Annotated in this window: 13 protein-coding genes; 11 read left to right on the top strand and 2 right to left on the bottom strand. The window is 62.2% G+C overall.

Annotated elements, in window-relative coordinates; all coding sequences use genetic code 11:
• The first annotated feature begins 94 nt into the window (after window positions 1–94).
• The 3 genes from K1177_RS05535 (at window position 95) to K1177_RS05525 (ending at window position 2,994) form a co-directional block, all read left to right on the top strand.
• Entirely contained in the window at window positions 95–751 is a 657-nt protein-coding gene (locus K1177_RS05535) for a response regulator transcription factor (RefSeq protein WP_224702310.1), read from the top strand.
• The gene (locus K1177_RS18490) at window positions 748–2,085 is read left to right on the top strand and encodes an ATP-binding protein (protein WP_224702309.1); all 1,338 of its coding nucleotides are present in this window, start codon (window positions 748–750) and stop codon (window positions 2,083–2,085) included. Before K1177_RS05535 ends, K1177_RS18490 begins: the two co-directional genes overlap by 4 nt.
• A 123-nt stretch (window positions 2,086–2,208) precedes the next feature.
• Window positions 2,209–2,994: a TatD family hydrolase gene (locus tag K1177_RS05525; protein ID WP_224702308.1), complete on the top strand. Its 786-nt coding sequence runs from the start codon at window positions 2,209–2,211 to the stop codon at window positions 2,992–2,994.
• Window positions 2,995–3,003: 9 nt separating this feature from the next.
• Here the strand turns inward: K1177_RS05525 and trxC are convergent, their stop codons facing one another.
• Window positions 3,004–3,444 carry a thioredoxin TrxC gene (gene trxC / locus K1177_RS05520; RefSeq protein WP_224702307.1) on the bottom strand — a complete coding sequence of 147 codons (441 nt, stop codon included), beginning with the start codon at window positions 3,442–3,444 and terminating at the stop codon, window positions 3,004–3,006.
• A gap of 378 nt (window positions 3,445–3,822) precedes the next feature.
• Here trxC and K1177_RS05515 point away from each other — a divergent pair, with 378 nt between their 5' ends.
• The 7 genes from K1177_RS05515 to K1177_RS05485 all read left to right on the top strand — a co-directional run bounded on the left by K1177_RS05515 (window position 3,823) and on the right by K1177_RS05485 (window position 11,233).
• Window positions 3,823–5,337, top strand: coding sequence for an ABC transporter substrate-binding protein (locus tag K1177_RS05515; RefSeq protein ID WP_224702306.1), 1,515 nt, complete (start codon window positions 3,823–3,825; stop codon window positions 5,335–5,337).
• Window positions 5,338–5,467: 130 nt separating this feature from the next.
• Window positions 5,468–6,415 carry an ABC transporter permease gene (locus K1177_RS05510; protein ID WP_224703697.1) on the top strand — a complete coding sequence of 316 codons (948 nt, stop codon included), beginning with the start codon at window positions 5,468–5,470 and terminating at the stop codon, window positions 6,413–6,415.
• Window positions 6,412–7,263, top strand: a complete 852-nt coding sequence (locus K1177_RS05505; protein ID WP_224702305.1) for an ABC transporter permease — start codon at window positions 6,412–6,414, stop codon at window positions 7,261–7,263. Before K1177_RS05510 ends, K1177_RS05505 begins: the two co-directional genes overlap by 4 nt.
• Complete coding sequence (locus K1177_RS05500) at window positions 7,260–8,069, top strand: ATP-binding cassette domain-containing protein (RefSeq protein WP_224702304.1); 810 nt, start codon at window positions 7,260–7,262, stop codon at window positions 8,067–8,069. Before K1177_RS05505 ends, K1177_RS05500 begins: the two co-directional genes overlap by 4 nt.
• A complete protein-coding gene (locus tag K1177_RS05495) occupies window positions 8,066–8,824 on the top strand; it encodes an ATP-binding cassette domain-containing protein (protein ID WP_224702303.1) in 759 nt (252 codons plus the stop codon). The genes K1177_RS05500 and K1177_RS05495 overlap by 4 nt, the downstream gene beginning before the upstream one ends.
• On the top strand, window positions 8,821–9,624 hold the full coding sequence (locus tag K1177_RS05490; protein ID WP_224702302.1) for a DUF1684 domain-containing protein: 804 nt from the start codon (window positions 8,821–8,823) through the stop codon (window positions 9,622–9,624). The genes K1177_RS05495 and K1177_RS05490 overlap by 4 nt, the downstream gene beginning before the upstream one ends.
• Window positions 9,625–9,745: 121 nt before the next feature.
• Window positions 9,746–11,233, top strand: coding sequence for an acetyl-CoA hydrolase/transferase family protein (locus K1177_RS05485; protein ID WP_263574778.1), 1,488 nt, complete (start codon window positions 9,746–9,748; stop codon window positions 11,231–11,233).
• A 24-nt stretch (window positions 11,234–11,257) separates the two neighbouring features.
• Here K1177_RS05485 and K1177_RS05480 read toward each other — a convergent pair whose 3' ends face one another.
• Window positions 11,258–11,878, bottom strand: coding sequence for a TetR/AcrR family transcriptional regulator (locus tag K1177_RS05480; protein WP_224702300.1), 621 nt, complete (start codon window positions 11,876–11,878; stop codon window positions 11,258–11,260).
• A gap of 115 nt (window positions 11,879–11,993) precedes the next feature.
• Here K1177_RS05480 and K1177_RS05475 point away from each other — a divergent pair, with 115 nt between their 5' ends.
• A complete protein-coding gene (locus tag K1177_RS05475) occupies window positions 11,994–13,112 on the top strand; it encodes an efflux RND transporter periplasmic adaptor subunit (protein WP_224702299.1) in 1,119 nt (372 codons plus the stop codon).
• Window position 13,113: the final 1 nt, after the last annotated feature.

Here is a 13,113-nt window from a genome sequence, read left to right as displayed (position 1 = left end):
CATGCGTTCCTGACGCCAGCCTGAACTGCGAGGCTTTCATCCTTCAGCCTGGTGTCAGCTTGGGCTAATAGAGAGGCGCGGGGGAGAGTGATCCGTGCGCATTCTGTTGATCGAAGACGACCACGTGCTGGGCGCAGCCATCCGCGATCACATTGCGGCCGAGGGCCACGGCGTGGACTGGATGCAGCGTCTGGACGATGCGCGTGCGGCGCTGGACACCGTTGCCTATCAACTGGTGCTTCTTGACCTCAACCTGCCGGATGGACGCGGCCTCGACCTGTTGCGCGGGCTCAGGGCCAAAGGCAATGATGTGCCTGTCATCATCAGCACTGCGCAGGACCAGATAGCGGTCCGGATCGAGGGCCTGAATGCTGGCGCAGATGACTATCTGGTCAAGCCCTATGACCTCAGCGAAATGTCGGCCCGGCTGGCAGCCGTTGCCCGCCGCTATGGTGGCAGTCCGTCGCCCGTGGTCACCATCGGCAGCGTCGCCGTCAACACGGCCACAAGAATTGTGACCCTCGATGGGAAGCCGGTGACTTTGACAGCGCGAGAATGGGCGGTGCTCGAGCGTCTTCTCAGCCGGCGCGGCGCCATCGTGACCAAGGCAGACATCGAAGACTCGCTGTATGCCTTCGGCGCCGAAATCGAGAGCAATGCCGTGGAAGTCTATGTTAGCCGCCTTCGCAAGAAACTGGGCAAGGACTTTGTCACCACATTGCGCGGACTCGGCTACCAGGTGCCGGCGTGAGGCGCCCGTCGTCCATAGCCTTGCGCCTGGCGCTCCTGCTGACGCTGGTCATCGGGGTCTTCTGGGTCGGCGCGGCGGCGGTGTCGACGACGGTGCTGCAGCACGAATTGCAGGAGGCCTTTGACGAAAGCCTGAGTCAGAGCGCCTATCGCCTGCTGCCGTTGGCCCTGCACGACCTGCGCGAGCCGGAAGAACGCCGTGAAACTGTGCGGCGCCTGGATGAGCCCGAAAACAGCGCCTTCACCTATTTTGTGCATGACGGCAAGGGGCGCATCCTGTTGCGCGCCGAGGACGCGCCTGAGAACGTCACCACTCTGCCCACCTCCACCGGCTTCAGCGATGTCGACGGTCGGCGGGCCTTTTCGATCAGCGACCGCCGCAGCGGATTGAGCATTGTCGTGCTGGAAATGTCCAACCACCGGCAGGATGCGCTGGTTGATGCTGCAAGCACTCTCTTCTGGCCGCTGGTGGCGCTTGTCCCGCTCCTCGGTGTCGGCATCTGGGGTGTCGTTCGGCTAGGCATGCAGCCCATCAACAGGTTCTCCCGTGATGTTGCCCTGCGTGACAGTGGCAATCTGGCGCCGCTCGACGCCGCCGGCCAGCCCATAGAGCTCGCGCCGATCGCCAGTGAGGTCACCGCCCTGCTCGACCGCCTCAAGGGTGCCATGGACGCCGAGCGGAGCTTTGCGGCCAATAGTGCGCACGAACTGCGCACGCCCCTTGCCGGCGCCCTGGCACAGACCCAGAGGCTGGCACTGGAACTGGGCACGCACCCCGCGAGTGCGCGGGTGCAGGAGATCGAGCGCGCGTTGCGCCACCTCTCGCTCTTGTCCGAGAAGCTTCTGCAGCTGGCGCGGCTTGAAGCGGGGTTCGCGCGGTCGGACGACCCCGTCGCCCTGCGGCCGATCATTGATCTGGTGGTGCGGGATTTCGAGACCGCAAAGGCGACAGCCGGGCGGGTGGCGTTCAGCGCCGCCGAGAACGTACAGCTCGAGACGCGCATCAATCCCGATGCCTTTGCGATCGCGCTGCGCAATCTGATCCAGAACGCCTTGCTGCATGGCCAGCAAGGCGGACCTGTCGAGATCACGGCGCTGCCTGGCCCGATCATTATCGTGCGAAATCGAGGCGCCGTGGTGCCACCAGAGGTCCTGTCGCAACTGGGGACGCGCTTTGCTCGCGGGGAAACCGGCGCCAGTGGGACAGGGCTGGGCCTGGCAATTGTCGATGCTATCGTCCAGCAGACCGGGGGACGGATGCGGCTGGCGTCGCCAAGAGCTGGCCAGACAGACGGCTTCGAAGTCAGTCTGGACTGGAGCGCCAGCACTGTTTAGGCGGCACGAGCCCCGCTGCAGACTTGCCATGTGCCTTGTGCATCTGCCAATCGGCATGGGCCATGCTAGGTGTCATCATCAAGCCGATCTCGCCGCCCGACAGTCTCCCGGATACCCACTGCCATGTTCATCGATAGCCATTTGCACCTCGATTTCGACGAGTTCTCCGCCGACCGCGCAGCCGTGATCGAGCGGGCGCAGGCGGCCGGGGTCGGCCGGTTCGTCTCCATCGGCATCCGTGTCCGCGATTTTGCGCGCGTGCTGGCCGTCGCCGAAGCCTATCGGGATGTCTATTGCACGGTGGGCACCCTGCCCCATCACGCCGACGACGAGCATGATGTGACAGCAGCCGAGATCGTTGCGCATACCCACCACCCCAAGGTGGTTGGGATCGGAGAGGCAGGCCTCGACACCTTCTTCGGCAATGCTTCCTGGGACGCGCAGATCGCGGTTTTCCGGGCCCACATCGATGCAGCGCGGCAGACCCAGATGCCCCTGGTAATCCACTCGGTCCGCCAGGATGAGGCCATGGCTGATATGCTGCGCGAAGGCACGCGTCAGGGCGCGTTCCCCTTTGTCGTGCACGCCTTCTCCGGCGGGCCGGTCCTGGCAGAAACGGCGCTGAGCCTGGGCGGCTACCTTGGATTCGGCGGGCTGCTGACCTATCCGGACAATCATCAGATGCGGGAGATTGCCGCCAGCGTTCCCGCCGACCGCATCCTGCTTGAAACAGACTCCCCGTCCCTGGCGCCCGCCCCGGACCAGGATCAGCGCAATGAGCCGATCCGGCTGCTCGACGTCGCGACATTGCTGGCCGATTTGCGCAAGGTTTCCATGGCTGATCTGGGCACCACGACGTCGGCCAATTTCTACCGCTTGTTCAAGAAGGTCCCGGTTGCCGCCGACTGATGCCCGACCCTAGTTGCGCCGGGCGTCTGTTGCCCACTTGAGGATGTCCGCCGATGACATCGCACCGGACACGCGGGCGATCTCATGGCCATCCTGGAAGAGGAGCATTGTCGGGATACTGCGGATCCCCAGCCGCGCCGACAGCTCGGGCGCAGCATCGGAGTTGAGCTTGATGAAGCGCATTGCCGGCTCGGCCTTGGCGGCGGCGGCGGCAAACTGCGGCCCCATCACCCGGCAGGGACCGCACCAGGGCGCCCAGACATCGACGAGAACGGGAATCCCCGACTTTCCAACTTGCCGATCAAACTGGACAGCCGACACCTCAGCGGGTTGACCGCTGAACAGAGGTTCTCCGCACTTGCCACACTTGCCTGTCGTCGCGTCATGGCTGGCTGGCAGACGGTTGACCGCGCCACAAGAAGTACAAACAACGTGATTGTGCTCAGCCATATCAGACACCCTTGTCTCCGGGCCGCCAGCCGGTCATCATGCTGGGTGTGTGCCCATTCTATTAAAATGGGATGGCAGAGGCTGGCTTGCAAGCGCGGCCCTGGCGTTGAGCTTGGCAGATCGGCCTTGACGGCAAGGGGCGCGGAAACGAACCGAAAGTAAAGAATTTTTACTGAAAAAACCCTATTTTTCAGGCGCTTGGATCGCAATTTCGTGCGGAGCTCCGACAAGCGAAGAGTGTTTCCGGGCGATCGAGCCCGGCGCAAGAATTGTCTACCAAGTCGACTAAGCGCATCTGCCTATATGGTCTATTGATTGAACACGGCGAATGGCTAGGCCCCCATGGCTGCCGCGCCAGATGCAAACAGGAGCATTCCGATGTCCACCTTCCCGTCCCGTTCGGTCGCCGTCCGCCTTGGTCGCGCGCTGCTGACTGCTGCGCTGCTCACCAGTGTTTCCGCCGGCGCCGCCATGGCCCAGAGCTATGACAAGGACGCCACGATCCGCATTGGCTCTCTCTATGAGCCGCAGAACCTGGACAACACTGCGGGCGCTGGCCAGGGCATCAACGAAGCCTTCAACGGCAATGTCTACGAAGCCCTCTTCCAGCTCACCGACGCCGGCTCTGTCGAGCCCGTGCTGGCCGCCGACTACACCATCAGCGAAGACGGGCTGACCTATACGATCACCCTGCGCGATGGGGTGTCCTTCCACTCCGGCGAACCGCTCACTGCGGCCGATGTGAAATACTCGATCGAGCGCGTCACTGCCGAGACCTCCAAGAGCTCGCGCAAGAAGAGCCTTTCGACCATCACCGGCATCGAGACCCCGGACGACAAGACCGTGGTCATCACGCTGTCGAGCCGGTCGATCTCGCTGCCCTACAACCTGAGCTACGTCTGGATCGTCAACGATGCGGCCACCGACATCACCGGTACCGAAGACGGCACGGGTCCCTACACTCTCGAAGAGTGGCGCCGCGGCTCTGCCCTCGCCCTGACCCGGTTCGATGGCTATTGGGGCGACGCGCCGACAAATGGCCAGGTGCTGTTCCAGTATTTCACCGACGCAACGGCGCTCAACAACGCGCTGCTGACCAATGCGGTGGATATCATCACCTCGGTGCAGAGCCCGGATTCGCTGGCCCAGTTCGCCGACAACCCGGCCTTCAAGGTCACCGAAGGCGCCTCCACCACCAAGGAACTGCTGGCCTACAACGACCGCGTGGCCCCCTTCGACAACGTCAAGGTGCGCAAGGCCCTGGCCCGCGCCGTCGACAAGGCCAAGCTGCTCAACTCCATCTGGGGTGACTATGGCACGCTGATCGGCTCCTTCGTGCCGCCGACCGATCCCTGGTATGTCGACCTCACCGGCGTGGATGCCTATGACGTCGAGAGCGCCAAGGCCCTGCTGGCCGAGGCCGGCTACCCTGACGGCTTCGAGTTCACGCTCGACACGCCCGACTACGATCCACATCCGATCGTGGCGCAGTTCCTGCAGGGCGAATATGCCAAGATCGGCGTGAAGATGAACATCAACATCATCACCGCCAATGAATGGTACACCAAGATCTACCAGGCGCATGATTTCCAGGCGACGCTGCAGGAACACGTCAATCACCGCGATATCGTCTTCTACGGCAATCCAGATTTCTACTGGGGTTACAACAACCCTGACGTGGTCAAGCTGATCGCCGACTCCGAAGCCGCCGCATCGGTCGACGAGCAGACGGCCAAGCTCAAGGAAGCCAACGAGATCATCGCCGAGGACGCCGCCAGCAACTGGCTGTACCTCTATCCGCAGATCGTGGTGTCGGCGGCCAATGTCACGGGCTACCCGGTCAATGGGCTGAACGCACAGTTCTTCGCCTATGACATCGAAAAGGCGAATTAAACGTCAGCCTATTGTTGACGCTTTGCTAGAAAGGGTCACTCGCATTCGAATGGCGGGTGACCCCAATTGCGTCGTGCTGTAAGCCAGTGCGACGCTGTCAAACGAGGGTCCTCCCATTCTCGCTTACACCCTGCGCCGGCTGGTTATTCTGCTGCTGTCGCTGCTGATTGCAGCGATGGTGCTCTTCGCTTTGCTTCGCCTGTTGCCGGGCGATCCGGCAAACGCGCTATTGGGCGTGGGCGCAACCCCCGAGCAGATCGCGGCGGCCCGGGCCCAGCTCGGTTCAGACCAACCGCTGGGGACGCAATTTATCAATTATCTCAACAGTCTGGCGCGGTTTGACCTTGGCACATCCTTTGTCAGCCATGCGCCGGTTCTGGATGAAATCGGCAACCGGATGGCCGTCACGCTGCCGCTGACTCTCTTGGGTTTCGTTCTGGCCTTGGTCATCGCCATTCCGCTGGGCGTGATTGCGGCGGTCAAGTCCCAGACCTGGTATGGCTGGCTGATCTCGGTGGTGTCGCAGTTGGGGATTGCCATCCCGGTGTTCTGGCTGGGTATCCTGCTGGTTACCGTTTTTGCCATCAATCTGCGTTTGCTGCCGTCCGGCGGCTTTCCCCTTCGCGGCTGGCAAAATCCACTGGAGGCAATAACTGGCCTGTTGCTGCCCGTTCTGACCGTCGCACTGGTGATTGGCGCGTCGCTGCTGCGCTATGTTCGCGCCGCGACCCTGGACGTCATCGACAGCGACTATATCCGCACCGCGCGGGCTCTCGGATCGGGGTTTACCGAGGCCTTGATCAAGCACGGTATCCGTAACGGGTCCGTGCCGATCATTTCAGTTCTGGGTATCGAGCTGGCCAGTACCTTCCTGGGGGCCGTGGTTGTGGAACGTGTTTTCACCCTGCCCGGCATGGGCTCCATGCTGTTGCTGGCGATCCAGCAACGTGACTACCCAAACTTGCAGGGCGTACTGATCGTTTCGACCTTGCTGGTGCTGCTCATCGGCTTTGCCGCCGACATGCTGCAGCGCCTGATTGACCCGCGTCTGCGCGACCGAGTGCAGGCCCCGACATGACAACTCCTGAGCTCACGATTCCACAAACGCATCCCAGGGTCTCGGCTACACTTTGGGTGGGGTTGGTTCTGGTGGGGCTGCATGTGGCCATCGCCCTGCTTAGTCTGGTGTGGACACCGTATGATCCCCTCGGAATGACCGGCGGACGCCTCGAGGCGCCCAGTTGGGCGCATTGGGCTGGAACAGATCGGCTGGGGCGGGACTTCTTTACCCAGATCATGCTGGGTAGCCAGATCGCGCTGGTCGTGGGCGCTGGCGCCGTAGCAATCGGCGGCGCGATTGGCGTCACTCTTGGCCTGCTGGCAGCGTTCGCCAGCCGCTGGCTTGACGATGCCTTGGCCGCGACGCTGGATATCCTGATAGCCTTTCCCACACTGCTGATCGCCATGCTGGTGGTTGCTGCAAGCGACGAGGCCAACCTGTTCACGGCCATTCTGGCCATTGGCATTGCCCTGTCGGCTATCGTGGCCCGCCTGACCCGCATTCTGGCCAAGCGCGTACTGCTGCTCGACTACATCACGGCCGCGCGCACGTCTGGAACCTCGTGGATGGGCATTGTCCTGATCCATGTTCTGCCCAACATCTGGCCGACGCTGGCGGTCAATTTCGCTTTGCAGTTTGGGCTGGCGGCCATTGCCGAAGCGTCCCTCTCCTACCTGGGCCTTGGCGCGCCGCCACCGAATGCCTCCTGGGGACATCTGCTGCAGGAAGCGCAAGGCACTGTCTACACCGCGCCCATCGGCGCCTTTGCGCCGGGACTGGCGCTAGTCATTCTTGTTGTGGGCATCAACCTTTTGGCCGATGGCCTGCGTGATGTTGCGGACCCAACGCGGAGCGCACAGAGATGAGACCCGTTCTCGATATTGCGGACCTGTCCATCGCCGCCAATGGCAAGACGCTCCTGGACAAGGTGTCTCTTTCGATTGCGCCAGGCGAGCGCGTGGGTCTGATCGGGGAATCCGGATCGGGCAAGTCCCTGACGGCACTGGCCGCGATTGGCCTGCTCGCGCCCGGCCTGACCGCAACGGGGGCGATTTCACTTGATGGTCAGGACGTCATCGGCGCCAGCGAGCGCTCAATGGTGTCGCTTCGGGGCAATGTGACGGCGACGGTGTTCCAGGAGCCGCTCACCGCGCTCGATCCGCTGCAGCCTGTCGGGCGGCAGATTGCCGAGCCCCTTCGCCGGCGCCTTCGGCGCGATGGAGAGGCTGCGGGCCGGACAGACGTGGCGGCCGGGGTGCAAAATCTTCTCGCCCAGGTTGCGCTGCCTGACCCCCTGGCGCTGTCGCGGCGCTATCCGCATGAGCTGTCGGGTGGTCAACGCCAGCGCGTTGCCATCGCCATGGCTCTGGCTTGCCGCCCGCAACTGCTGATTGCCGATGAACCGACTACAGCGCTTGATGTTACAACACAGGCGGAAATTCTTCGGTTGCTCGCCAAGCTGGTCGCGGACAATGGCATGGCTCTCCTGTTCATCAGCCATGACCTGCCCGTCGTGGCGCGTGTCGTTGATCGCGTGGTGGTTATGCAGCATGGCGTCGTCGTCGAGGCCGGGCCGGTGGGCGAGGTCTTCTCAAGGCCGCAACATGACTACACGCGCTCGCTCGTGGCCGCCGCTCGAAGCTTTGATGGCGCACTGGAAGGTGCGGCATGAACCTTCTTGACGTCAACGCCGTGGACTTTGCCTACCGCAGCGACAAGGCCGTCTTGCAGCAGGTGTCCTTTGCAGTTGAAGCCGGCGCAAGCCTTGGCATCGTGGGCGAATCTGGATCTGGCAAGACCACTTTGCTGCGCTTGCTTCTTGGCCTGTCGCAGCCCAGTGCAGGCTCGATCGCACTCAATGGTGCACGTGTGGATACGCGCGATGCCGGCTTTATGCGGAGCTATCGTCGCCAGGTGCAGGCGGTGTTCCAGGACCCCTACTCTTCGCTCGACCCACGGCGGAATGTATTCGACATCATCGCGGAGCCGCTGCGTTCGCTGCGGGTCGCGGGCAACCATGAGGATATGGTCGGCGCTGCGCTTGATTCCGTCGGCCTCCCCCAGGACAGTCTGCGGCGCTATCCGCACCAGTTCTCCGGTGGGCAACGCCAGCGTATTGCCATAGCCCGCGCCATCGTTGCGCGTCCCCAGCTGTTGCTGGCTGACGAAGCCGTCAGTGCGCTTGACCTGACAACCCGCGTTCGCATTGTCGCCCTGCTGCAGACCCTGGCGCAACACATGACCCTGGTGTTCGTTTCCCATGATCTTGGGGTGGTTGCTGCTCTTTGCCGCGACATCGTCGTATTGGAGCGCGGTCGCATCGTGGAGGCCGGTCGGACCCAGGATGTACTCGGGCGCCCAAAGCACCCCTATACCCAGGCGCTGCTTGCCAGTGTCCCCCGTATGCCAGAAGGACTTATGCCATGACGTCATCCAGCAACTATGTCGAGCAGTACGCGCAGTGGCGGGCAAAGCGCCTGGCCAATCTGAAAGCTGCAGATGGGTGGCTCAACATCATCGGTCGATACTGGCTGGAAGACGGCATAGTCACGGTCGGGAGTGCGGCGGACAATGATCTGGTGCTTTCGGCCGGTCCCGCCCATGTCGGTTCGCTGACGCAGGACGACAAGGGCGTGCTTTACACGCCAGCTGATGGCAGCGCGCCGATCCAGCTCAAGCTCGACAAGGCCAAGCCGCCGCGCTTCCAGTCCGGAACGCTGCTGCTGGAGGTGACCTCACTGAACGGTGACAATGCGCTGCGGGTTCGGGACACGGAGTCGCCTGTGCCAGCGACACTGACGGACATCGACACATTTCCGCTGGATCCGAATTGGCGCATCGTCGCCGACTGGGTCGCGCTGGAGGCGCCCCAGGGGATGACGGTGGACACTACGAAATCAATCACCACCGATGTGCAGGTGACCCACAAGGCCGTGTTCACTCTGAATGGTGAACGGTTCGAATTGCTGGCGACGCATGGCACGGCGGCCGCACCGCAGTTCGTGCTGCGGGACCTGACGTCACGCGATTTGACCTACCCCGCCTCGCGATTCCTCTACGGCGAGGACGTTACAGACACCACAATTGTTCTGGACTTCAACAAGGCCATCAATCCGCCCTGTGCGTTCACCGAGCACGCCGTGTGTCCGTTGCCACCGCCGGAGAACGTGTTGCCGATCCGAATTGAAGCTGGCGAGAAGCGCCTCCCGCCGCCGTTTTATCACTAGCTTCGGATTTTCAATGCAGATCAGGGCGTTGACCTGGATCAACGCGTTGTCCGGTCCGTGAACGCATAGCTTGGTCACTACACCCGATGTGGAGAATGAAGTGCCAGCGACGCGTATCCGAATGCCAGCCCTGCTTGAGCGAATTGTCACCGCAGACGAGGCCGCCAGCCTGATCTCCGACGGCATGGTGGTGGGCATGAGCGGCTTCACCCGGGCGGGCGACGCCAAGGCTGTGCCGCTTGCGATGGCCCGTCGGGCGAAAGACCATCCGTTCCAGGTCTCCCTGGTCACTGGCGCCTCGCTTGGCAAGGACGTTGACCGCGTGCTGACCGAGGCCCATGTGCTGGCGCGGCGGATGCCTTTTCAATCCGATCCCACGCTCCGGGCTGCCATCAACCGTGGCGACGTGATGTTCATCGACCAGCATCTGTCGGAGACGGTGGAGCATCTGCGGTCCGGACAGCTGGGCCCAATGGACATCGCGGTAATCGAGGCCGCTGCCATTACCGAGGACGGCGGCATCGTGCCGACCACTTCTGTGGGCAACTCAGCGAGCTTTGCCATCCTGGCCAAGAAGCTGATCGTCGAGATCAACCTCGGGCAACCGGCAGAGCTCGAGGGCCTGCACGATATCTACATCCCGACCCGACGTCCGGCGCGCGAGCCCATTCCCGTGGTAGCAACCGACAGCCGTGTGGGGCTGCCTTATGTGCAGATCGACCCCGACAAGATCGTTGCCATCGTGATCACCCAGCAGGCGGACAGCCCCGCCGTTCTCGAAGCGCCGGAGGCCGACACTGCTGCTATTGCCCGGCATCTGACGGACTTTCTCGAACGCGAGGTCGGTATGGGACGGCTCGATCTCAGCCTCAACCCGCTGCAGGCCGGCATCGGCAATATTGCCAACGGCGTTCTCGCTGGCTTGCGGGACGGTCCTTTCCACCACCTGCGGATGTATAGCGAGGTGCTGCAGGACAGCACGTTCGATCTGCTCGATTCAGGCAAGCTGCTGTTCGCCTCGGGTTCGTCGATCACGCTGAGTGCCGACTATGCCAGGCGCGTGTTCGGCAATCTGGCGGCCTACAAGGATCGCCTCGTGCTGCGACCGCAGGAGATCAGCAATCATCCCGAGGTCATCAGGCGACTGGGGATCATCGCGATCAACACCGCCCTGGAAGTCGACATCTATGGAAATGTGAACTCCACACATGTCAACGGCACGCAGATGATGAATGGCATCGGCGGATCAGGTGACTTCGCCCGCAACGCCTATTTGTCGGTGTTCGTCACGAAATCACTGGCCAAGGACGGTGCTATTTCATCGGTGGTGCCCATGGTTTCTCATGTCGACCACACGGAGCATGACGTCGATATCATCGTCACAGAGCAGGGCCTGGCCGACCTTCGAGAGCTGGCGCCTCGCGAGCGGGCGGCGCAGATTATCGCCAATTGCGTCCACCCCAGCTACCGCGTGCAACTGCAAGACTATTTGGACCGTGCAACGGCCCGGGGCGGGCACACGCCCCATCTGCTTGAAGAGGCCTTTTCCTGGCACCTGCGCCGGCAGGCGACCGGAACAATGCTCGACGAAAAACCCTCCCGGGATTGAGATGCAGTCGGGCTTAAGGCCCGGCTACGGCTTTGCGATGGGCGCAACCAGCCGTTTCACCATTTCGATGTGTGTACCCAGAAAGCTGTCGGCTTCCGGGCTATCTTCCGGCAACACCAGATCGAGCACGAAATAGCCCAGGAACGGGCTGAGGATGAAAAAGGGATCAATACTGGCGGCCTGCGGGGCAAACTCGCCGGTCTCGCTGCCCTTTTGCAGAATCTGCTGCAAACTGCCGAAGACCGGCCCGGCAAAATTGTCCTTGAAACGCCGTGACAGGCTCTGGAAGGTATTCTTCTCAGCAATCAGCAGACGCAGGATTTCCCGGGAGTAGCGATCGGACAGGGCCTCGGCATAGACGTTGCGCAGCAGGTGCTCCAGCGCGGACGCTGCCGAGGTCTCGAGTTCTGCAAGATAGGGCGTGGTGTCGTGTTCCGGCGTGGACAGCTCGACAACCATGGTCTCGAACAGCGTCTCCTTGTTCTCAAAGTAGACGTAGATCGTACCCTTGGTGACGCCAACGCGGGCCGCGATGTCGTCGAGCCGGGTCGCTGCGTAGCCGCGAAGAGAGAATTCCTCGAATGCGGCCTCCAGAATCTCGCGTGGCCGCGCCTGTTTTGCAGCGGCGCGGGAACCCTTTGTCATTGTTCTTGTGCCTTTCTTGAGGGGCGTCGTCGTCGGTGTTGCCGTGTGACACATATTTTCATTGACTAATCAGTTAGTCAATATTAGGTCGGCAAGGGATCATTGGAGAACCAGCTTGGTCACGAACATGTTTCCCAAACCGTTTGCTGCTGTACGAACGAAGAGACGAGACCTGCGAACACTGGCCGCGTCGGTGGCAGTTGCGCTCAGCCTTTGTGCCTGTCAGGCCCCTCCGCCAGAGCAGAAGAACGCCGCTGTCGACGTCGACACCGTCGTAGCCAGCCTGGTGGAGTACCCGACGGAAACGGCCCTCAGCGGTGAGGTGCAAGCCGAGTTCTCCGCAGCGCTGGCCTTCCAGGTTGGCGGACAGGTGCAGGAGCGCTTGGTCGATATCGGAGACCATGTGAAGGCGGGACAGGTATTGGCCCGGGTCGGATCGGCCGAGCAGATGGCTGATCGTGACGCAGCGGCAGCCCAGCTGGCTGCTGCGCAGTCCCAGCTCAATCAATCGCAAGCTGATCATGATCGACAAAAGAGCCTTGTTGATCAGGGACTTGTAACGCGTAGCGCCTATGACCGCGCGGTAGAAATCCTGGCCACCAGCCGCAGCGCCGTCGACAGCGCACAGGCCGCGCTGGATGGCGCCGACGAGGCTTTGGCGCACACGGAACTGAAGTCCTTTGCGGATGGCACGGTGACGGCCCTCAAGGTGGAGCCCGGCCAGGTGGTACAGCCAGGTCAGTACGCCTTTACAGTTGCCAATGATGGCGCGCGCGAAGCTGTCTTTCATGTAGACGAAGGCGTCTTGACCGACCAATTCGCCAAGCAGACCTTCACGGTGCGCTTGCTCGAACGGCCCGAGGTCTCTGCAACAGCAGAGCTCAGCGAAATTGCGCCGACGATCGACAAATCCACGGGATCTGTCCGCGTGAAGCTCAGGATGGATGCTCCACCAGCACAGATGACGCTTGGCTCGGTGGTGGGCACGACCGCGCAATACCAGGTCACCTCAGCAATCGTACTGCCGGCATCTGCGCTGACCTCATCGGACGGCCAACCTGCGGTTTGGGTTGTCGACGCCGAGACGCACGCCGTCTCTCTGCGCCCGGTGACGATGGACAAGTTCGACGCCCAGTCGTTGGTCATTACCGACGGCGTTTCGCCCGGTGAGCGCATCGTTACCGATGGTGCCAGCCTGATCTATCCGCAACAGATCGTCGCGTTCAAGGAATAGA

It is taken from the genome of Devosia aquimaris (assembly GCF_020169335.1).
Classification (GTDB): domain Bacteria; phylum Pseudomonadota; class Alphaproteobacteria; order Rhizobiales; family Devosiaceae; genus Devosia; species Devosia aquimaris.
The sequence above is the reverse complement of the archived record's forward strand: the minus strand, read 5'-3'. Positions and strand labels throughout refer to the sequence as shown.

What these genes read in the sequence shown, in the direction of transcription:
- K1177_RS05525 (WP_224702308.1), top strand. Translation starts at nt 2,209, where the DNA reads ATGTTCATCGATAGCCATTTGCACCTCGATTTCGACGAGTTCTCCGCC.
- trxC (WP_224702307.1), bottom strand. Translation starts at nt 3,444, where the DNA reads ATGGCTGAGCACAATCACGTTGTTTGTACTTCTTGTGGCGCGGTCAAC.
- K1177_RS05515 (WP_224702306.1), top strand. Translation starts at nt 3,823, where the DNA reads ATGTCCACCTTCCCGTCCCGTTCGGTCGCCGTCCGCCTTGGTCGCGCG.
- K1177_RS05505 (WP_224702305.1), top strand. Translation starts at nt 6,412, where the DNA reads ATGACAACTCCTGAGCTCACGATTCCACAAACGCATCCCAGGGTCTCG.
- K1177_RS05500 (WP_224702304.1), top strand. Translation starts at nt 7,260, where the DNA reads ATGAGACCCGTTCTCGATATTGCGGACCTGTCCATCGCCGCCAATGGC.
- K1177_RS05495 (WP_224702303.1), top strand. Translation starts at nt 8,066, where the DNA reads ATGAACCTTCTTGACGTCAACGCCGTGGACTTTGCCTACCGCAGCGAC.
- K1177_RS05490 (WP_224702302.1), top strand. Translation starts at nt 8,821, where the DNA reads ATGACGTCATCCAGCAACTATGTCGAGCAGTACGCGCAGTGGCGGGCA.
- K1177_RS05485 (WP_263574778.1), top strand. Translation starts at nt 9,746, where the DNA reads ATGCCAGCCCTGCTTGAGCGAATTGTCACCGCAGACGAGGCCGCCAGC.
- K1177_RS05480 (WP_224702300.1), bottom strand. Translation starts at nt 11,878, where the DNA reads ATGACAAAGGGTTCCCGCGCCGCTGCAAAACAGGCGCGGCCACGCGAG.